The following is a 22148-nucleotide window of genomic DNA, read 5'->3' on the forward strand; positions in this document are numbered from 1 at the left end:
TTGAGGTTGAATTCGAATATACACAATAAGCCGCCATGACCCTAGGGCTGCATGGCGGCTTATTCAATCAAAGGGTTTTCATTTAAAGCAACTTAATCAGCTCTTCAAGTTCATCAACCAATACTTTTGCAAGTTCAAAATTAGTATCTTTTAAAGCCAATTCTATTTTCATTTCAACTGATTTTTTATTTTGTTCAGCTTCTAGATAGCCTTTATCAAAATGACTAGCATAAATCATCTGTCTAAATTCTGGCATACTCATTTTTCTAATCGACTTATCGTCAATGATTAAAACATAATCCATACCATTTACAACAGTATAGAAATCGTGAGAAATCATGAGAATCGCGCCTTTATAGTCTTCAATGGCTTTCTCCAGTGCGATTTGTGTATAGGTGTCTAAATGGCTTGTCGGTTCATCAAGAAGCAATACGTTTGCTTTACTGGCTGAAACTTTAGCTAATTGAAGCAAGTTTTTTTCTCCACCAGATAAAGCTTCTATCTTTTGATAAACGATTTCTCCTTCAAAACCATAGTTTGAAAGATACGATCTAACCTCATCATAAGTTTTAAACCCAGCATCGATGAATTCTTCTAGTATGGTATTAGAATCCTTTAGCATTTCGCCTTGAATCTGACTTAAATAAGCCACTTTAACATCAGCATTTATTTCAATTGATTCATGATTATTTTTAAAGATATCTCGGAGTAAAGTCGTTTTCCCGGTACCGTTCGCACCAATAATGGCTACTTTATCTGTCGATTTTATCTCAAAGTTAACATTGTCTAAAAGCAACTCATCAAAGGCAACACTATAATTATTAACATTTACAACAATGGTGTCTTCAATTTCATTATTAATACCAAAACTAATATTCGGTTGCTTAATATCAACAAATGGCATTTTAATTCTACGCGCTTCTAATCTTTCTTGAAACCTAACTCTAGCTTTTAACGCTTTCCCTCTAGATGCATGTGAATTATAAGTTGCGATAACTCTAAGATTAACGATTGTTTTATCGTTTCTCTTAATTTCTTCATTATCAGCGATTGCGAGTTCTTGCAACTCCACTTTAGTCTGAAGTAATGAGAAGTTATAATCAATATATCGCCCATCAAACTCTTGGATTTCCGTGTTTTCAAGGTGTATAATTTTGTTGAAACAATGATTCAATAGATATCGGTTGTGCGTAACAACTAGCAGTATTCCTTTGTGAGAATTAATAAGATTTTTAAGCGCATTTAGGTTTTCAAAGTCTAAAAATACATCTGGTTCGTCCATAATCATTAAGTCTGGACTATTAAGCATTTCCTTCATCACTTGAATAAGTTTGAATTCCCCGCCACTCAGGTCAGATACCCTAACATCTTTTAGCTTCATGAGGTTTGCTTGATTTAGTTTCTTGTTAATGTTGCTTTCAAAATCATCCCCACCGATTGCATCAAATGCGTCTAAAGCTAATTGATACTGTTCTAATAACGAATCAATATCCGCTGATGTTTCCATTTCAGTACAAATAGATGTTATTTCATTTTGTATCTTAATAAATTTTTCCCCTATATATTCAAAAACTGTTGTTTCTTTCGTTCTGTCTAGTTGTGAGAATTGACTTACATACCCTATTTTGCAAGTCGGATCTATTTCCAATATGCCCTCGAACATATATCTTTCTGGATCCATCAATATATCAATTAATGTACTTTTCCCACTGCCACTTGTTCCTATAAAAGCGCAATGCTGTGCCTCTTCTAACGTAAACGAAATGCTGTTATATAGTTCTTTTTGCGGAAATGAGAAGGATAAGTTTTCAACTTTTATCATAGTATTACCTTTCTTATAACTAAAATGGTGACTATTATTGGATGTATTGAAGAGCATAGGTTTTGAGTTTACCTTTGTTAGAGTAACACTGTTTACAATCAACTACAATTGATTTGTATTCCCATCCCTGGGCGGGGGGCAAAGTTCCAGGCTACCTCCTCAACTGTCCTCATAAAAGCGCCGGAATGAACTCGACTTTGATCTCTGCCGGTTGTAAATGTACCTTATTCATTATGTCTCGCTCCTTGATCAAGTAATGATAAGGCGAGAATACCTCCTGACGAATAGCCAACGGAATAGGCCGAGGAGCTTTTTGGTAGGCTGCAGGGGTGAGCTGAAAAGCCTCCCTCCATTCCTTTTGATCATATCACCGGCAATTTTTTCATACTTGATTCGAGATGTACAATAAAAACTTTGCAAAGTACTTTCAGCAGTTAATGGTTGACTCCGTGTTGACTTCGATACCCCCAAGCACAACGCAAAGAAGTACATCGCCACATAGGCGATGTACACTAAGTTGCATACTACTATGCTGATTAAGCGTTCTATTCGTCGCCAGTGGCAACTGGATTTTCAGGACTGGAACTCCAATCACTCCAACTCCCCGCATACAGCTTCACATTGCGGAAGCCTGCGTCTTGCAAAGCGAAAACGTTCGGCGTAGCCGTCACGCCTGAGCCGCAGTACACGATAATCTCATCGTCCTGTGACAATCCATTGAAGCGAAGCTTCTGCTCCTCCGGTGATTTCCAGCTGCCGTCGGCGCGTTTGCCTTCGTTCCAGAAGCGATTTATCGCTCCTGGAATATGTCCAGCCTTAGGATCAAGCGGCTCTACTTCACCGCGATAGCGAGGGGCTTCACGGGAATCGATGACCACCGTTCCAGCTTTGCCGACTCGTGCCTTTACATCCGCTTGGCTAACCAGCATCTCATCACGAACGTTTACATTAAAATTAATTCCTTCTATTAAAAAAGGGACATCCGTGCTAACCGGATACCCCGCCGCTTGCCAGCCTGCGAATCCGCCTTCTATTAGATAGACCTGTCCATCATGCCCAAGCCATTGCAGCAGCCAGCGCAGACGGGATGCCATCGCGCCACCTTGATCGTCATATGCGATAACTGTCGTATGATTGCCAATGCCAATCCGTTCAAGAATATCTGCTAGCACCCGCGGCTCGGGCAATGGATGACGACCGCCTTCTCCATTCGGACGCTTTGGACTGGAGAGATCCTCGCTTAGATTTAAGTAATAAGCACCTGGAATATGAGCTTCTGCATACGATCGCTTACCCGCTTCGGAATCGTTAAGCGCGTAGCGCGCATCCACAACTACCGTCCCATTCATACCAAGCTGCTCCAGCACCCAATCCGCTTTTTTAAAATAGGTCATCTCATCCATCTCCTCTACTTTTTCTAAAATAGCCCTGCCGCTCGCATATCAATCATTTCTAGATGATCATCTAACGCTCTCTTCATCAAAACACTCCGCTCTATCACTCCGACGGGCGCTGAAGCAGCAGCGCAAAAAACGCTCCCGTTATTTCAATCGCCTTCTCCAGATCATCCGTCGTCCCTGCAAAAGGATGCACCGCTCCAAAAGTATGGTTCGCTCCTTCCAGCGGTGAAAAACGATGCTGCGGAGCAGCAGCTTGGAGCAGATAGTATCCTGTAAGCAATCGCCCAGCATCCCCCGTTCCTTGAATGAATAACACAGGTGTTCGAAGTGACGCCGCTTTAGCTGTGATAGCGAAGCGCATTCGATTCCGATCCAAATCCTCAAAAAACGCAGCGTTAATCGGCATTTCCTGCTTTGTCCTTGCATTCGTCACATAGCCTACCCCATCCCGCAATACCTGCTCGCGGAAATCTTCTCCAAACAGATTTGCCTTCGCTATTCCGTTCCATGTTACTACGCCGCGAATTTCAGGATGCTCGGCTGCGAATATTACGCTATTCCCTCCGCCGCGGCTATGCCCTACTATGAAAATTTGCTGCTTATCCATCTGTTCATCAAGCGGAAGTTTGCCCTCGAGCAATGCTGCAAGCACAGCTGACAAATCCTTTTGCTCCTGCGTGTAGGTGTTCATCCCGAACTTATCCAGCTCGTCAAAATCATGTTCATTAACGCCGTTAAACGAAAAGTTGAACGTAATTACCGCAAAGTCCTGACCCGCGAATTGCTCGGCTGCATAAGGGAAGAACGCCCAATCCTTGAACCCTTTAAAACCATGCACAAAGAGGAGGACCGGTTTGCGTCCCCCATCTTCCTTCACTCTTATATCGCCTCTTACATACACTCCCGGGTCCAGCTCCAACGTAAATGTCTGATGCAAAATACTCCCATTACTCAATAACAGCACCTTCCCCGTCACCATATTTCATTCTATAGCAGCTATTCACTCAGTTTATACCATATCTACCCTGATCATATCACCAACGTGCATTATAGAGGTTGGATTACCTGTAAAATAGTACAAAAAAACTACACCCACGCATCGTTCGCATATCCACGAGCTTCCCAGTACCCCACATGCTCGCCTTTAATCAGCTCAATTCGGTTTAACCATTTTACGGACTTATAGGCATACATTTTCGGTACAATGAGACGAACCGGTCCGCCGAGATCACTCGGGATCGGCTTCCCATCATGCATGACCGCCACCATTACATCATCCATGTCGGCCTGCTCAAGTGTAAGGGTATCTGTATATACACCATCACCCGAGTACAGCTTCACCGTCTCCGCACCGGACTGTACACCCGCCATTTTCAACAATTCTTTAAGTGGAATACCCTCCCACGTGTTTTTGTAAACGGACCAACCGGTCACACAGTGAAAATCACTGACCTGCACCGTTCGCTTCAGCGCCACAAACTGTTTCCAATCCCACTTAAACGTCTTATCGACTAACCCGTCTATCGTAAAATTCCAATCCGCATTTGTAAAAGAGGGAATCGGCGTTACCGTGTATACACGGAACTGTCCAACAGCTCCGCCACCCGTTGGCGGGGCTGAAGCAGGCAGCGGCTCCGGCGCTGGCAGAAGCATATTGGCATCATTTTCGATCAGCTTATCGATGCTCTGGCTTCCGCCTACACTTCCAAGCGAGTTCCCGAGCCATTTTAGAAAAGAAGGCCCGATCGTAACAGCCAAGCCTATGCCAATTGCACCACGAATGAACGCTTTGCGCGTATACACCGGCTGAGGCGCTCCCGCTGGATGGATGACGCCCTCTTCCTTCTGCTCGTTTTTGACGGTACGTCGATTCGGCTCTTTCAGCCATTTGACCCGCGTGATGGAATGATAAATGATATAAGGAAGCCCAACCCATGTAAGGAGATCATGGATGACCAATGCCACATTAGACACGCTTGGCCCGACGGCTCTAAACTGCCACAGCAGCACGCCTGATCCGAACCAGCCCAGCAATAAGCCTAACACGACGAGTACGTTAAATCTTTGCCAAGGCTTTTGCTTCAGCTGCTTCCAATGCTTGCCCGCCAGCGCCAGATAATAGACAACAGGCAGGATGGATGCTATACCGACAACGACATGTGCCCACTTTATCCAAACGCGAACCTCCCCAAGAACGCCGCGCCAGAAGCCGCCCACCAGTATAAGCCCTGTTAGTGCCAAAATAACGACAATCCAGCCGTTCCAAGCATGCAGCGAAACGAGCTTTTTACCATAACCCTTGCGAAGACGCTCCAACAGTCCACTCATCGGCTAAGCCTCCTCGTAACGTTTTTTGTATTACATCTTATATCCATATTATAACGCTGTTGAGACGCCGATACGACTCTAGCTTAAGCAATAACTCCCTGTTGATTCAGAACATAAAAAAATACACCGCTCAAGGCCTATTGCCTACTTAGCGATGTATTTAAATCCTACATATCGTATCTCCACTTTTTCCACAATTCCATCTTAAATCGATCCCAAAATAAAATAAAGCAAGAAGAAAAATGCGATGACGTACATCGTTATCGATACTTCTTTTCTTCGGCCTGTGACCAGCTTCAGAATTGGGTAGGCAATGAAACCAAACGCAATCCCGTTCGCGATACTAAAGGATAGCGGCATAATTGCCATCATCAGATAAGCAGGAAAAGCTTCTGTAAAATCGTTGAACGGAATCTCCTTAATGCTCTGGAACATAAGACAGCCAACAATGATGAGTACAGGCGCAATTGCACTGTTTGGGATTATTTTGAAAAGCGGAATCATAAACAAAGCAGGAATAAACAAAATTCCCGTTGTAAATGAGGTTAGCCCCGTTCTCCCGCCTGATGCAATGCCTGTTGCAGACTCAGCTGCTGTCGTCATCGGACTACAACCCAGAAGACCTGCACTTATAACCGATACAGAGTTAGCCTGAAAAGACCTGCGGAACTTAGCCTTGTCTGGAAGCATCCCAAGCTGGGCGCCCATATTTTGAAAAATAATGACCATCGATAGCGAAAAAACGGCTGTCCAAAAATTAAGCGTGCCGATCCCGCTAAAGTCCAAGGCAAAAAACAACTCTCCGTACCCATTAAAGGAAATACTAAAATCACGTAATGTTGAAAAATCGACGATACCAAGCAGCGCACCAATGCCTGTACCTGCGATAATAGCAATTAAAAAGCTGCCTTTTACATTTCGCATGAAAAGCGGAATCGCAATCAATAAAGTCAATATCGTCGTTAGGGCATAAGGATCACTCAGCTTAGCCAAAGTAACGAAAGTTCCTTCGCTCGCAACGATGATCCCCCCATTTTTCAAGCCTAGAAAAGCAATAAAAAGACCAATACCGGCGGTCATGGCGTTAATCATCGACGTCGGGATCGAGCGCGATAAATAGTCGGCCCCTTTCGTTACCGCAGTTAACATAAATACAATACCCGCCAAAAATACTGCTGCAAGTGCTTGCTGCCACGTAAGTCCTAACGAGAATACCAATGTGAAAACAAAAAATGCATTGTCTCCCATCCCAGGCACGAGAATTAACGGTGACTTCGCCCAAAGCGCCATCAGCATACAACCGATAAAAGAGCAGATTACTGTAACAATCGTAGCTGCTTCATAAGGCATGCCGGCTAGCTGCAAGATGGCTCCATTGACCGCAATGATATAGGCAACCGTCATAAATGAAGTTGTTCCTGCAACTAACTCCGTACGTACCGTCGTGTTTTCTTTTTCAATATGGAACATTTTCTGCAATCGACTTCCCAAGTGTATAACCACCTTTTATCGTTTCCCAACATCATAGGGTTCCCCTAATGCTTTGGGTGAACGAGCTTTCCCTACTGCTCCAATTAATACGAGTAATGTTAAGACGTATGGAAACATATAGAAGAACTCATTTGGAATGCTAGCAGCAAAATCAAAGATTTGCAATTGGTCCTTTGCTGCTTGGGCTAAACCAAAAAATAGTGAAGCAAGCATCACGCCTATCGGATTCCATTTTCCAAAAATAACAGCCGCAAGCGCAATATAGCCTTGTCCAGAAATGGTATTAAAAGCAAAGTTGCCATTTGAGGTAAGAACAATCGTTGCTCCGCCAAGAGCTGCAAGTGATCCGCTCAAAATAACAGCGATGTAGCGCGTGCGATTTACTTTTATTCCAACCGTATCTGCCGCGCTTGGATGTTCACCAACAGAACGAAGCCTTAGTCCACCTGCGGTCTTAAACAAATAAGAAAATAGGGTGATGACTAATGCAATGGCAATATACGTAGTCGGGTAGGCATTGAAGAATACATTGCCAATGAACGGAATGTCGCTTAAATAAGGAATCGTCACCTTATGAAATACAGTCGTTAGAAGCGGTGTTTCTGCTGAGCCGTCAAAAAGTAATTTTACGAAAAAGAACGTTGAGCTTGCTGCGAGAATATTGATAACAACTCCGCTTACAACCTGATTCGCCTTAAATGTAATCGAGGCGACTGCATGAATGCTAGAAAAAATAATGGTAAATAGGAAGGCTCCAAGCAAGCCTAACCATGGGGAGAAACCGCCAAAACCCGCTATTTCCGCATAATGAGTCGTTATTGCAGAGAAGAAGGCTCCCGATACCATAAACCCTTCCAGTCCAATATTAATGACTCCCGAGCGTTCGGAAATGAGTCCACCGAGTGCAGCAAAGATAAGGGCAGTTGAGAATACGAGCGTCCCATTTAGTAAATTGCCAATTACCTCCATCTGTCACACCTTCTTCTTTGATTTTAGTTTAATCGTCCGGAAAAGCAACTTAACGATGCCTGGTGCAGCAACAAAAAAGATAATAAATGCAATAATCATCCGAATAATTTCGCCTGGCACCTCTGCACCAAAGCTCATGCCTTGTGAACCATAGGTAAGGCCCCCAATGAGAGACGCGGAGAGGAATACGCCAAGTGCGCTATTGCCGCCAAGCAAAGCTACAGCTATACCATCAAAACCTAGACCAGATGAAACCGAGTTGATAGCCACATAGTTGAACACGCCTAACACTTCAAAGGTACCAATCAAACCGCCAAATACGCCTGAAATAAACATGGTACGAACCATAACATTCGAAACCTTCATTCCTGCATATTTTGCAGCATCAGAATTAAGCCCAACTGCCCGCAGCTCATAACCCCATGTGGTCTTGGTTAAATAGATGTGGTAAAAAATAACCGCAATAATCGCAATCAAAAATCCCCAGTGGATACGTGCGCCATCCATCAGCTCAGAGAGCCAGCTAATTTGAATACTGGCAGAGTCATGGATCAAGGCGGATCGTTGGGTACCTGCTTGCGGGATGAACGTCCGAATAATATAATTCGCCAAATAAAGCGCAATAAAATTAAGCATGATGCTGGTAATCACTTCATTAATACCACGTTTTGCCTTAATATAACCCACAAGCGCTCCCCACATTCCGCCAAGCAAGGCGCCAACTAGGACAGCCAGCAGCGCATGCAGCACAGGTGGCAGACTAAACTGTGTGCCTACTATTAAGGCGCCGAGCGATCCCATAATAATCTGACCGTCTACGCCAATATTAAACATGCCAGAACGAAAAGCGATCGCTACGGCCAAGCCGCTCATCATAAGCGGTACAATCGTACGCATAGCTTCTCCAAAATCGTAACGGCTGCCGAATATTTTATCGATTAGGGATTTATAGGCCAGCACGGGGTCGTAGCCGCCGATCCACATAATAATGGCGCCTAATAGCAAACCCATAACAATGGCAACAAGAGGGATAAGTGCAGATTCCCGTTTGAAAATACTCATTATTTTATTCATGGATGCCTTCTCCTTCATGCTTGCCTGCCATCATCATTCCTAATTGCTGATCATTTGTTGTTTCTGGCGTGGTTTCTCCAACCATTTGTCCGCCGAATAGGACCAGAATACGGTCTGCTACATTGAGTATTTCATCCAATTCAAACGAAATCAGCAAAACAGCCTTGCCTTGATCACGTTCTGCGATTAACTGCTGATGCACAAATTCAATCGCGCCTACGTCCAGCCCTCGTGTCGGCTGAGCCGCAATCAAGACCTGCGGATTTTTATCGATTTCGCGTGCGATAATGATTTTTTGTTGGTTTCCTCCTGACATCGAACGAACGAATGTATCAATGCCTGGTGTGCGTATATCAAACTCGTTCACTAACCGCGTTGCCATGTCATCCATCTTTTTCTTATTAATAAAACCATGCTTGCTTATTTCTGGTTGATAATACGTTTGCAAAATTGTATTTTCACTGACAGAAAAGTCCAGAACGAGTCCATGTTTATGCCGATCCTGCGGAATATGTGACATTCCCGCTTCTGAAATCGTACGCGGAGCAAGATTGGCGATGCTTTTGCCTTGCAGCCAAACTTCACCTGAACGTATGCTTTGCATACCTGTTAAAGCTTCGATTAGCTCTGACTGGCCATTGCCGTCTACACCAGCAATACCGACAATCTCGCCCGCCCGTACGGAGAAGCTGAGATTATTAACAGCGGCCTTGCCGTTACTGCCTGTAACCACCAAATTTTTCACTTCTAATAACGCTTTTTTCGGGTTAGCTGCTCTTTTTGCAGTTTTAAAATTAACTTCTTTGCCTACCATTTTTTCCGCTAATTGCTGTGCATCGCTCGATGCGACTTCCACACTTTCAATCCGCTTACCGCGCCGAATAATGGTGCAAGTATCTGCTATTTCCATAATTTCCTTAAGCTTATGAGTAATGAGGATAATAGATTTGCCCTCAGCGACAAGACGCTTCATAATAGCCAATAATTCTGTGATCTCTTGTGGAGTTAACACAGCCGTAGGCTCATCAAAGATTAGAATATCTGCTCCACGGTATAGTGTTTTTAAAATTTCTACGCGCTGCTGCATCCCTACACTGATCGATTCGATGGTTGCCATTGGATCAACATCAAGCTTATAACGTTCAGATAGTTCTTTAACCTTTTTACTTGCTCCTTTAATATCAATCTTCATCCCCTTTTTGGGTTCCATTCCGAGAATGATATTTTCCGTTACCGTAAAAGGCTCTACCAATTTAAAATGCTGATGCACCATCCCAATCCCGAGCTCAATTGCCTTGTTTGGACTATCCATCAGCTCATGCTTTCCATTTACATGAATCTCGCCTTCGTCTGGCTGATATAATCCGAATACGATACTCATTAGGGTGGATTTCCCTGATCCATTTTCCCCGAGCAAAGCATGAATTTCTCCACGCTTTAGCTGCAAGCTAATCGAATCGTTAGCGACTACGCCGGGGAATCTTTTGGTTATCCCTTTCAGCTCTAACACGACATCTGTCTTAGTCATATAAGACCCTCCCCAAAATATTCGTCCCCTCACCCTATCTAGGACAATGATAGAAGAGGGGACGAAATCGCATTATTTTTCCGGTACGACGATCTCACCATTAATGATTTTCGTGCGATATTCCTCGACCTTGGCAAGAACTTCCGGCGCTACATTAGTTTTCGAATTTGGAGCGATATCGACTCCATTTTCCTTGAGGCCCATTAATGTCACTTTACCCGCCGGGAAATCGCCTTCAGCTAATTTTTTTGAAGCTTGGTAAACAGCCTCATCTACTTTTTTGATCATCGAAGTTAATGTAACATCATCTCCGAAGGTTAAAGATTGATCTTTATCCACGCCAATGACCCATACTTTTCCGCCCTTGCTATTGCGTTCCTTCGCTTCATTAAATACACCATTGCCTGTTAGTCCTGCTGCATGGAATATGATATCTGCACCATCGTTATAGATGGTAGAAGCTGCAGATTTCCCCATATCTACCCGGTTGAATAGCCCTGTATAGTTAACGATTAATTTCGCATCTGGATTTACAGCTTTTATCCCTTCGCGGAAGCCCGCTTCAAACCGTTTAATAACGGGAATATCCATGCCGCCGATAAAGCCGATTTTATTTGTTTTTGTCGTTAAACCTGCGATAACCCCAACAAGGAACGAACCTTCTTGCTCTTTAAAAGAAATAGCGGCTACATTCGGCAGCACAAGGTCAGAATCGACAATTCCAAACATCTTATCTGGATTTTCTTTGGATAGCTGTGTTACTGCATCTGCTAAAGTAAAGGCAGTTGCCCATGTTAAATCATAGTTTGCTTTAACAAATTGATTTAAGTTAGGAACAACATCGCCATCTGTTTTTGGTTCCAGGTACTTCACTTCAAAACCAAAGTCCTTCTTTAATTTCTGCAACGCTTCCCAAGCACTTTGGTTAAAGGATTTGTCATTTACACTGCCAAGGTCAGTAACCATTCCGACTTTCAGCTTTTTAAGCTCTTGTTTATTATCTGTACCTGCAGCCCCTGCGTTACCCGTATCGCTTTTTTGACCGCATGCTGTTATCACTAACGTAAAAATCAGTATTAAAGGCAATAATGCTTTCATTGTTTTTTTCATTGTAAATTCCCCCTAATGTTTTATTCCTCGTTATTGGTTTGATTTACTAACAATTCCAAGAAGCTTTCCCCGATAGCTGGTTTAGTGACCATGAAATTTTCTGCAATCGTTGCAGCTAAATCAGCAAATGTGTTTCTTATGCCTATAGAAATGCTATCCTTTGCTAACGATGGGCTGTAGATCAAGATAGGTACGTATTCACGGGTATGATCCGTTCCTGGCGCAGTTGGGTCGTTGCCGTGATCAGCCGTAATGATAAGTAAATCGTTGCCCCCCATTTGCTGCATAAGCTCTGGTACATACTGATCGAACTCTTCAAGGCAGGCAGCGTATCCTTTAGGATCGCGACGATGGCCATATAAAGAATCAAAATCAACTAAGTTTGTGAATAACAATCCGTGGAAAGGCCGATTAAGCAGCTTGATCGTTGCCTTGATGCCATCCAAATTGCTCTTTGTTGGATAGGATTCATTGATTCCTTGCCCTGTGAAAATATCGTTGATCTTCCCCACCGAAATAACATCGAGGCCTTCATTTTTCAGATGATCAAGCACGGTTTCTCCAAAAGGCTTGAGTGCATAATCATGCCGATTAGGTGTACGTTTATAAGCTCCCGGCTCACCGATGTAAGGCCTTGCTATGACTCGGCCAACTACATAAGGATCATTCAAAGTTAGCTCACGCGCAATTTCACATGCATGATATAGCTCATTTAATGGAATAACATCCTCATGAGCTGCGATTTGGAATACGCTGTCTCCGGAAGTATAAACAATCCATGCGCCCGTTCGGAGCTGCTCTTCTCCATACTCGTCCAAAATTTCAGTTCCAGAAGCCGGCTTGTTTCCAATCACCTTGCGACCGGTCAAGGCTTCGAACTTCTCAATCAATTCCGCTGGAAATCCATCGGAATAAACTTGAAAGGGCACCTTTACTTCGAGTCCCATGAGTTCCCAATGACCCGTCATCGTATCTTTGCCTACCGATACCTCCGCCATCTTGCCATAACATGCTTGAGGTTTATCCGCTTTCAAGATGGTAGCCAGTGGTGCAATATTACCTAGACCCATAGCTGTAAGATTTGGTAACTTCATGTCCGGTACTTGCTCGCAAATATGTCCTAAGGTGTGGCTGCCTTCGTCTCCGAAAGCTGCAGCGTCCGGTAATTCACCGATACCAACACTATCCAGCACAATCACGCTTATCCGCTCGAATTTCATAAATACACCTCATTTCTCAAAAAAAAGCTAAGGCAATGCATTGCTATTTTCCACTCAATCCATGCTACAATACGTTTCTAGCCGTTTCGCAATCTCTTACCTAAGAGTTGCTTAAATATTGAAATGCGAAAGGAAAATTCTTATGATCGACAACATCTCAGACATCTCGATTTTCTCGGACATTCCTAAGGATGAATTGCAAAAAATAACCCCATTGCTCAAAGAACGACGGTTCAAGAAGAATCATGTTCTAATGTTTGAAAATGACCAAAGTGACGAGGTTTATCTTATTCGCTCAGGTATGATCAAGATTTATCGCATGTACGAAGGAAAAGAAGTCGTTCTGAGTATTACTAGTGCCGGTGATATCATTGGAGAAGTAGAAGCCCTCTCCAGCGACAATCATCGGATCTCATCCATAGAAGCCTTAGAAGACGTCAACGTTTGGCTGCTGTCAAAACGGGATTTCCTGCAGCTCGTGGATCAATATCCTTCCATCCTGCGAAACGCTTACAAAATTCTTGTAGAGCGAACTCGGATGCTCAATCGCATGATTCGTTATTTGACCTTCCATGACGTACGTGGAAAAGTAGTTAATCTCATTATGGATCTCTATTACAACTATGGAGTCGCCAGTGATAACGCATACAAAATCGATTTAAAAATTAATCAATCCTTGTTCGCCAACATGCTCGGAGTCACGCGAGAATCCATCTCCAAAACGCTGGGTGAGTTTCAAGCCGAAGGACTGATCGACATTCGTGATAAGTACTTATACCTCCTTGATAAGGAAATGATAGAATCGATCTGTAATGAAACAGAAGAGCTTCCTGCAATGCGTAAGTGGAATAACATTTAACGATGCCGTGCACCTAATAATACAAATGACAGCGCTTTATTTCCGTTACTGCGCTAACAGTTATTTTGTGAACCAGTTCACAAAAGTATAGTAATCCCTTTAACATAATGTGGATATCGAATCATGCTATGATTCTCGTGCATTCTTTTTTGTGATGCACGATAAGAAACATTGGAGGGAATTCACATGAGTTTTCATATTGAAGCAAAGATTGGCGAAATTGCAGAATCCGTCTTATTACCTGGAGATCCGCTGCGTGCAAAGTATATTGCGGAGACCTTCCTCGAAAATGTCGTCTGTTACAACAATGTACGTGGCATGTTAGGCTTTACAGGCACATATAAGGGCAACCGAGTATCGATTCAAGGTACAGGAATGGGTATGCCTTCTGCGTCCATATATATTCAAGAATTGATCAACGATTATGGTGCCAAAAATCTCGTTCGTATCGGAACATGTGGCGCTATTCAAAATGATGTGAATCTCCGCGATGTTCTTATTGCGCAAGCAGCGGCTACCGATTCGGCTATCATTCGCAACCAATTCCCTGGGTTTGACTTCCCTCAGATTGGAAACTTTGATCTAATTAAAACCGCTTATGAAATTGGAGAGGCTAAAGGCCTTAACCTGCGCGTAGGTAACGTGCTATCTTCTGATGTTTTCTACACAGAAGACAAAGATGCCGTGACCAAGCTAGGCCGCCATGGCGTATTGGCAGTAGAAATGGAAACAGCCGCACTTTATTATTTAACAGTTAAATTCGGCGTAAAAGGTCTCAGCCTCCTAACGGTAAGTGATCATATTCTCACTGGAGAACAAACGACTGCACAAGAGAGACAAACGACCTTCAACGATATGATTGAAGTCGCACTAGAAACCGTAGCTAAATAAATCTTTTACTAACAATCAGAAACCTGTCACAGCTCATCAACCTATACATTGGATTTAAAAAAAGAGCTCGATTCCACTTCGGAATCGAGCTCTTTCTCTGCATAATGCCTACATAGCGATGAATTCAATTCTTCCATACTACATTACGTTCCTTAGCTCTTACAGTCAGCTGACCAGACCAAAGACGGGGCATCTCCTTTACTAAAGTCCGTTTTAAATTGTTTTAGATCTCTATATATTAGATAAATATGGTAATTTTTATATAGAGGGAGAAGCTCAACATGTGGAGGTTTGTTCGCAAAATTATGTTTTCCCTGCTCGTCATTCTTGTGGTGCTGGCAGGTCTCGGAGCCGCTTATCAATGGTACGGTTCCAAGCAGGACCGAAAAACATATAGACCTACCGGGAAACTGTATAATGTAGCAGGCAGCAAAATGCATCTCTATTCGGAAGGTATAGGTGATACAACAATCGTCTTTGCTTCAGGGTGGGGAACGCCGAATCCCTACGCTGATTTTTATCCTTTGTATGAAGGACTGAAGCAGCATGTGAAGATTGCGGTCTATGACCGTTTCGGTTACGGATACAGTAACACGACAGACAGAAAGCGGGACATCAACATGATTACCGACGAGATTCATGAGCTTCTACAGGTCTCTGGGCAGAAACCACCTTATATTTTTGCCGCCCATTCAATGGGTTCTCTGGATACCATCCGGTATGCGCAACGTTTTCCAGAAGAAGTAAAGGGTATTCTGCTTATAGAGGGCGGAAGTCCTGAATATTACAAGTCCAGCCCTGAGCTTACTCTTATTCCTTGGATGCAAAAAGGACTCCGGACGTTTGGCATACTGAGGGCTTTGTATCATGTGGATGGCTTCGTAAAATGGCTATCCGATGAAAGCAACGGGGAGAAGCTATTGCCGGAGGAGCTGAAGGAATTAAACCGCAAAGCCTTGCTGCTAAGGACTGGAAACCGAAATATGACGGATGAAATGAGCCAAAGCCGAGAGAATGCCAAAATGGTGCTTGAGGGAGGAAAACCGTTGAAAATTCCCATTACAGTATTGACTGCGGACTATTTTGGCAAGCTGGACGATGATCAGTCATGGGCAGACAGTGAAGCAGCGCTTCCTTCATGGTCTGTTTCCGGCAAGCAAACCATCGTGAAAGGCAGCTCCCACTCCCTCCATAGCTATCAGCCAAGCATTGTTGTTGATGAGCTGCTTCAATTGGCAGGTCATGCTGAATCATTAGAATAAATTAGCTATAAGAAAACAGATCATCCTCCTAAGAGGAATGATCTGTTTTCTTAAACGGTCTTATTTAATGCCTTGCTCCGTAACATACGCTTGCCATTGCTTCGTGTATTCCGCTTGAATTTTCTCAAGGCCTGCTTGTTTTGCTTTTTCCATGAACGTTTTTACGCCATCTTCTACGTTTTTCACGAGACCTGCATTCAGCGGGAACAAGTATTGTTTCTCTACTTGCTCAAGTGCTGCTCTCTCAGCTTGGTAAGGTGTGTAATCTTCTGCGAAACCTGTGAATTTATCAGGTACTTGAATTTTATCAAGCTCATCGAAGATCGCTTTTACGCCATCATAGTTTTTGTCGAACAGCATGAACTCAGGGTTTCTCCATGCCCAACCATTCATGCCCTCACGAGGGAAGCCGTTGGAATTGGAATCGCCGATCATCGAGTAATAGCCGTCTTTTACTTCATAGTTTTTGCCTTCTACACCGTATTGCGTAAGCATGTTGTAGCGTTTGTCCGTAACCAGCTTCTCGTAGAACGCAAGCGCGCGCTCAGCGTTTTTACTGCTAGCTGGAATAGCGAAACCGTTGTGGATTGGGTGAACTGGCGTTGCAATTCCATTTGTTTTTGGGAATGGGTGGTAGCCCAGCTTCCAATCCGGGTGAGTTGCTTGAATTTTGATTACCATATCATTATAGCGAGTCGGGTTGTCCCCAATAATTGCTGCAGCTTTGCCGCTTGTGATTTGATCCTGCAGCGTATCTTTAACAGCCAGCACGTTTTTCACCATGTAGCCGTTATCCTGCCAACGCTTCATTACCGTCAAATCTTGAACTTGCTCATCTGAACCCCAGTAGGAATGTACTTCATTAGGTGTTGCATAGTCGATGCCGATACCGTATGGCAGCGCACCAACTGGAGAGTGGGAAATACCAATGAAACGATCCATTAGGTTTGTTTTCACATCCGAGTTCATCGAAAGCGGTGTAACCGTTGGTTCATTTTTCTTGATTCCATCTAGGTATTGCTCGAACGTTGCAATATCTACTGGTGTAGGCAGATTGTATTTCTCGCGAAGATCTTCACGCCATACAAAACCATCCGTTACATACTCCTTGTACGTAGCTGGAACCGTGTAGATTTGACCGTCGATTTTTACAGCTTCCCACATATCTGCTGGCACGTAAGAGTTAAGCGTAGGCGCTGCTACGGGAAGAATCTTGTCGAGCGCTTGGAAAGCGCCTTTCTTCGCGTACGATTGGTATTGCGTCCAATCCGCTGTGAAGATCAAGTCAACCTGTTGGCCTGATCCAAGCAATAGCTTGTACTTTTGATCCCAATCTGTCCAAGACGTATAGTTGAATTTAACGGTAGCATTCAAATCTTCCAATGCCATTTTGTTGACTTGCTCTTGAATAGAAGCGATATCTTTAGGAGCATCGCCTAACATATAAAATTGCAATTCCACTTTTTTCGACGTATCGATACCTGATTTTTCGCCGCCCTCATTCGTTGCGCCTTCGTTAGTTGTACCCTCTGTGTCTTTTGGAGCATCGGTGGCGCTACTGCCGCTGTTTCCATTGTTATTCGATCCGCAAGCTGCTAGTACTGTAATAAGCACGATGATGGATAGAAACATGGAGACCGCTTTTGCTGCTTTCTTAGTCATGTGAATCCTCCCTTTAATAAGTTCTTATCTATGTTAGCTAAACGTGGAATGATTGATCCCTTGTCTAGTTCTAACCTTTAACCGCACCAATCGTCAATCCTTTTACAAAATAACGCTGCACGAACGGATACAGGAACAGGATTGGTCCTGTAACGATAATGGACATCGCCATCTTCGTTGATTCTGTCGGCATGTCGGAGCCTAGCGAGACGCCAGTTCCCGAGCCCATTTGCGCAACGAAGCTCATCGCATTAATAACGTTGTACAAGTAATATTGCAGCTGGTACTTCGTCGTGTCGTTAATAAACAACGAGGAAGTGAACCAGTCATTCCAATAATGAAGCGCCAGGAACAAACCTACGGTTGCGATGCCGGGCATCGACAGCTGAAGCACAATCCGGCTATATATGGTGAAGTCGTTTGCGCCGTCAATTTTTGCCGATTCAATAACCTCATCCGGTACTGCGGAGCGGATAAAGTTTTTCATCAGAATAATAAGGAAAGGCGTCATAAGACCCGGCAATATCAACACTTCAAGCTTGTCAGTCAGCTTCAAATACTTGGTCATTAGGATGTACCAAGGCACCAGTCCGCCGCCAAACAGCGTTGTGAAATAAATCATAAAAGCAAAGAAATTTCGATATTTGAAATCCTTGCGCTGCAGGACGTATCCAGCCATCGTCATCAGGAACAATCCAAGCGTCGTCCCGATAACCGTGGTTAGCGTGGTCACGCCATAGGCTTGCAATACCTGCTTCGGAAAACGGAACACCGTCGCATAACCCTCAAATGAAAACACGGTTGGAATGAGATGGTAGCCATCTCTTATAATGGCTTCATTTTGCGTAAAAGAAGCAGATATAATGAGCAGGAACGGAAACAAGCAGGCTACAGTTGAAATGAGGATGACTATAAAAGCGATGAGTCTAAACCATTTCATATAATTGTCGTCTTTGATTTTCATGGGTACCTCCTACAGTTAGCTGATAGCGATTGCTTCAGATCGTTTAGAACAATGCGTACTCGTCGTTGATTTTCTTGATGATATAGTTGACGGTCATGATAAGAACGAAGCCGAATAGCGATTGGTATAGACCAGCGGCTGTCGACATGCCGATATCGAACGTCACTTTCAGTGAACGGTACACATACGTATCGAGAATATCTGTCGTATTGTAAAGCACGCCGTTGTTGCCGATCAGCTGGTAGAACAAGTCGAACTGGCCTTTCATGATACTTCCGAGTGCGAACAGCAGGAGCATAACGAATGTTGTCTTCAGCATCGGAACGGTAATGTACCAGATACGCTGGAAAATGTTCGCGCCGTCGATTTTGGCAGCCTCATAATACTCTTCGCTAATTCCAGTAATCGATGCCAGGTAGATAACCATGCTGTACCCTATATTTTTCCACAGGTAGAAGATGATAATAAGGAACACCCACACCCATGGCGTATTGTATACGTCCAATGATTCGTATCCGAATGACTTCAGCGTCGAATTCAGAAATCCGCTCTCATAGTTGAACACGTTGTAAACGATGACACTAAGAATAACGAAGGACACGAAATACGGTAGAAACATGATCGATTGCGTCAGCTTCTTAAACCATTGCAAGCGCAGCTCGCTTAATAGAATGGCAAGCGCGATGGCGAGCACGTTTCCGAGTAGAATAAATACGATGTTATAGCCGACCGTATTTAAGGTTAGTCTTGCGAGAACCCCCGATTTCCATAAAAACTTGAAGTTGTCGAGTCCAACGAATTGGCTATTGAACAAGCTTGTGTTGAAGTCGAACCTTGTGAAAGCGTAGTAGATACCCACCATTGGAACATACGAGTTAATTAGGAAGAAGATAAGCGCCGGCAATAACATAAGGAAGAGTATACGATTCGTTACAAGCTCCCTAAGCACTCCATTTTTTTTCAACATGCAGATGATGTCTCCTCTCAAAGCGTTCTTTTCTATTTCGTGTTGTCTGCTGTTCTCACTGTACGCCGCCCCTGTTTTGGGAGAAAGAGTAAGATTGCAAAGTCAGTGAACGAATTAGCGAAATGAACAGTGAACGATTTAAACTTTTATGTATTAACAAGCCATTTCACACGGAATAGGCGTCAAAAAAACCACAAGATCGTCTGCTCGAAGTGTCATTCGAGACGAACGAAATCGTGGTTTTTAGAATCATGGCTTATGCTTTTTGCAAAATCATAACGCCATGCGGCTGTATTTCTACCGTTCCACTCACCTGACGATTAGTTAATAGGTCGAAATAGCTCACATTTTCGAGAGAAATCGTCGATTGATGACTGTTATGGTTCAAAACAAATGTATATACCTGATCCCCTTTGACTCTCTGCGCGAGTTCTACACCTGCTGCCGCTGTGAACGGAGCAACAATTTGATGTTTTGCACACAACGTTTGGATCAGATCCGCTAACAGCTTTTGTTCCGGCGCTGTAGCTACGTAATAGGCTTCACCTGAACCAAATGCGTTTACCGTCAGCGCTGGCATGCCCGCGTAAAAATCTTTGCCATACGTCCCGATCGCTCTCGCTCCCTCAAGATGAAGAAGATCACATAGCAAACCACACTCATACGTTCCTGCTACATGGCCGAATACCTCGCCAATTTCAACACTGTTGCGCATCTCAGGCAGCAGGCTGTCAATCTCCTCCACCCATAGTCCCAGCAAATTGCGGAGCTTGCCCGGGTATCCGCCAAGCGTAACCAAGTCGTTCTCGTTGACGATGCCGCTGAAGAAGGTAGTGATGAAGGTGCCTCCATTTTGTACAAACGCTTCAATTCGCTCAGCAACACCTGGCTTTAACATATATAGCACGGGAGCTACAACAATTTTGTATTTGGAGAAATCGCTCAGCGGACTGAGCACATCGATCGCCACATTCTGATCGTAAAATGCTTTGTAATACTTTTGCGCTTGATCCAAATAATTCAGATCAACACTCGGTCCGCTCGTAATTTCTACTGCGTTCCACGTATCAATATCGAACAATAACGCGACCTCGGCATGAACCTCCGAATCAAGCAAACGATCGCCAAGCTCATCAAGCTCACGCCCGAGCGCAGCACATTCACGAAATACTCGCGTATCCTCGTGACCGACATGCTCGATAACCGCACCATGATATTTCTCGCATGCCCCGAATGAGCGGCGAAGCTGAAAGAACATAACCGTGTCAGCGCCATGCGCAACGGCTTGATAGCTCCAAAGCCGCATCACGCCGGGACGCTTCAAGCTATTATAAGGCTGCCAGTTTTGCTGGCTCGGTGTTTGCTCCATCAGTATAAAGGGCTTGCCGTCCTTTAAGCCGCGCATATAGTCATGGCGCATTGCCACATTGCCCATAGGCTCATTCATTTGCGGATAGCTGTCCCAAGAGACAACATCCATCGCTTCGCCCCATTTTTTCAGATCAAGACCGTTAAATAAGCCCCAAATATTCGTCGTAATCGGAATATCCGGCGTAACCGCCTTCAGCTCCGCATATTCAATTTGGTAGCAGCCGAGAATAGAATCGGACATAAATCGCTTGTAATCAATCGCCATGGGCTGGAAATTACGGTTATCTCCGTTTAAATTGGATGGCGGTACGATTTCCTCCCATTCGTAGACGGTGTGTCCCCAAAAGCTCATATTCCACTCCGCGTTCAGCCGCTCAATCGTCTCGTATTTCACCTTCAACCATTCACGGAATTCTGCCGCGCAGCTGCTGCAATAACAATGCGTGCCGTATTCGTTGTTAATATGCCAAATGAGTAGTGCCGGTTGATCTTTGTATCGCTCGGCTAATTTACGTGCCAGCTGACCCGATAATCTGCGGTAGGTCTTGCTGTTTGGACAAAAGTTCGTACGTGCACCATGCGTGCGCTTCCTTCCGTCCACATCAACAGGCAGCACATCCTCATATTTGCGCGACATCCATGCCGGCTGTGCAGCGGTTGATGTGGCGAGACAAGCATAAATCCCATTTTCCGCGATGAGGTTCAGCAGCTTGTCCAGCCATCCAAAATCATACGTATCCTCCGATGGCTGCAGCTTCGCCCAGCTGAATACAGGAAGCGTTACTACATTAATTCCCGCTTCTTTAAACAGACGCATATCCTCATGCCATATCTCCTCCGGCCACTGATCCGGATTATAATCTCCTCCATACCAAATCTGCTTCAGCTTCGTATTAATCATATCTTCACGGTCCCTTCTGCCATCAGCGCCATATTCCGTGACATTCTAACGGATAAAGCACTCCGTTGTCATCCAACTTCCAGCATTTCGCCGATAAGTTCACTGTGGTTTATATTGTTCACTCCATAAAATCAAGTTCAGTCACCTTCATTTATTTGGTTCATTGCACCAAGCTGCTAGTGAAGATTATAATGTTCCTTGTATCAGAGAGCTGACTAGTGAAATATTCAAACTAATTCCTAAAAGGCACACGATCAACGTTTGGCTATATAGGGAAGCGCTTACGCTAATATAGTTAACTATGTTAATTCCAAAATGTTCTACATATA

At 44.0% G+C, this 22148-nt stretch carries 17 protein-coding genes; 3 read left to right on the forward strand and 14 right to left on the reverse strand.

Annotated elements, in window-relative coordinates:
- Positions 1 to 82: 82 nt before the first annotated feature.
- The 10 genes from ACIFSR_RS05225 to deoB all read right to left on the reverse strand — a co-directional run bounded on the left by ACIFSR_RS05225 (position 83) and on the right by deoB (position 12942).
- Entirely contained in the window at positions 83 to 1822 is a 1740-nt protein-coding gene (locus ACIFSR_RS05225) for an ABC-F family ATP-binding cassette domain-containing protein (RefSeq protein ID WP_430055515.1), read from the reverse strand.
- 545 nt (positions 1823 to 2367) lie between these two features.
- Entirely contained in the window at positions 2368 to 3216 is an 849-nt protein-coding gene (locus tag ACIFSR_RS05230; RefSeq protein ID WP_430055518.1) for a sulfurtransferase, read from the reverse strand.
- Between the two features lie 103 nt (positions 3217 to 3319).
- Entirely contained in the window at positions 3320 to 4177 is an 858-nt protein-coding gene (locus ACIFSR_RS05235; protein ID WP_430055521.1) for an alpha/beta hydrolase family protein, read from the reverse strand.
- Between the two features lie 131 nt (positions 4178 to 4308).
- Complete coding sequence (locus tag ACIFSR_RS05240) at positions 4309 to 5550, reverse strand: molybdopterin-dependent oxidoreductase (protein WP_430055523.1); 1242 nt, start codon at positions 5548 to 5550, stop codon at positions 4309 to 4311.
- Positions 5551 to 5754: 204 nt separating this feature from the next.
- Positions 5755 to 7041, reverse strand: coding sequence for an NCS2 family permease (locus ACIFSR_RS05245; protein ID WP_339206554.1), 1287 nt, complete (start codon positions 7039 to 7041; stop codon positions 5755 to 5757).
- Positions 7042 to 7056: 15 nt separating this feature from the next.
- Entirely contained in the window at positions 7057 to 8010 is a 954-nt protein-coding gene (locus ACIFSR_RS05250) for an ABC transporter permease (RefSeq protein ID WP_430055526.1), read from the reverse strand.
- Positions 8011 to 8013: 3 nt separating this feature from the next.
- Positions 8014 to 9084, reverse strand: a complete 1071-nt coding sequence (locus ACIFSR_RS05255) for an ABC transporter permease (RefSeq protein WP_430055529.1) — start codon at positions 9082 to 9084, stop codon at positions 8014 to 8016.
- Entirely contained in the window at positions 9077 to 10612 is a 1536-nt protein-coding gene (locus tag ACIFSR_RS05260) for an ABC transporter ATP-binding protein (RefSeq protein ID WP_430055532.1), read from the reverse strand. The genes ACIFSR_RS05255 and ACIFSR_RS05260 overlap by 8 nt, the downstream gene beginning before the upstream one ends.
- Before the next feature lie 72 nt (positions 10613 to 10684).
- Positions 10685 to 11722 (reverse strand): BMP family lipoprotein, encoded by a 1038-nt coding sequence (locus ACIFSR_RS05265; RefSeq protein WP_339206548.1) that lies wholly within the window; start codon positions 11720 to 11722, stop codon positions 10685 to 10687.
- Positions 11723 to 11742: 20 nt separating this feature from the next.
- Complete coding sequence (deoB, locus tag ACIFSR_RS05270; protein ID WP_339206547.1) at positions 11743 to 12942, reverse strand: phosphopentomutase; 1200 nt, start codon at positions 12940 to 12942, stop codon at positions 11743 to 11745.
- Between the two features lie 142 nt (positions 12943 to 13084).
- On the opposite strand from deoB, the gene ACIFSR_RS05275 reads away from it, so the two are divergent.
- The 3 genes from ACIFSR_RS05275 to ACIFSR_RS05285 all read left to right on the forward strand — a co-directional run bounded on the left by ACIFSR_RS05275 (position 13085) and on the right by ACIFSR_RS05285 (position 15954).
- Positions 13085 to 13801 (forward strand): Crp/Fnr family transcriptional regulator, encoded by a 717-nt coding sequence (locus ACIFSR_RS05275; RefSeq protein WP_339206546.1) that lies wholly within the window; start codon positions 13085 to 13087, stop codon positions 13799 to 13801.
- A 186-nt stretch (positions 13802 to 13987) separates the two neighbouring features.
- Complete coding sequence (gene deoD, locus ACIFSR_RS05280; RefSeq protein ID WP_076271628.1) at positions 13988 to 14692, forward strand: purine-nucleoside phosphorylase; 705 nt, start codon at positions 13988 to 13990, stop codon at positions 14690 to 14692.
- Between the two features lie 281 nt (positions 14693 to 14973).
- Positions 14974 to 15954 (forward strand): alpha/beta hydrolase, encoded by a 981-nt coding sequence (locus tag ACIFSR_RS05285; protein WP_430055537.1) that lies wholly within the window; start codon positions 14974 to 14976, stop codon positions 15952 to 15954.
- Positions 15955 to 16014: 60 nt separating this feature from the next.
- Here ACIFSR_RS05285 and ACIFSR_RS05290 read toward each other — a convergent pair whose 3' ends face one another.
- The 4 genes from ACIFSR_RS05290 to ACIFSR_RS05305 all read right to left on the reverse strand — a co-directional run bounded on the left by ACIFSR_RS05290 (position 16015) and on the right by ACIFSR_RS05305 (position 21819).
- On the reverse strand, positions 16015 to 17622 hold the full coding sequence (locus ACIFSR_RS05290; RefSeq protein WP_179089946.1) for an extracellular solute-binding protein: 1608 nt from the start codon (positions 17620 to 17622) through the stop codon (positions 16015 to 16017).
- A gap of 64 nt (positions 17623 to 17686) precedes the next feature.
- Positions 17687 to 18580, reverse strand: a complete 894-nt coding sequence (locus ACIFSR_RS05295; protein WP_339206543.1) for a carbohydrate ABC transporter permease — start codon at positions 18578 to 18580, stop codon at positions 17687 to 17689.
- 43 nt (positions 18581 to 18623) lie between these two features.
- Positions 18624 to 19547, reverse strand: a complete 924-nt coding sequence (locus tag ACIFSR_RS05300) for an ABC transporter permease (RefSeq protein ID WP_083682713.1) — start codon at positions 19545 to 19547, stop codon at positions 18624 to 18626.
- A 256-nt stretch (positions 19548 to 19803) separates the two neighbouring features.
- Positions 19804 to 21819, reverse strand: coding sequence for a beta-galactosidase (locus tag ACIFSR_RS05305; RefSeq protein ID WP_430055541.1), 2016 nt, complete (start codon positions 21817 to 21819; stop codon positions 19804 to 19806).
- Between the last annotated feature and the right edge of the window lie 329 nt (positions 21820 to 22148).

Origin of the sequence: Paenibacillus sp. NRS-1760 (genome assembly GCF_050467785.1) — a bacterium.
In the GTDB taxonomy this organism is placed as follows: Bacteria; Bacillota; Bacilli; order Paenibacillales; family Paenibacillaceae; genus Pristimantibacillus.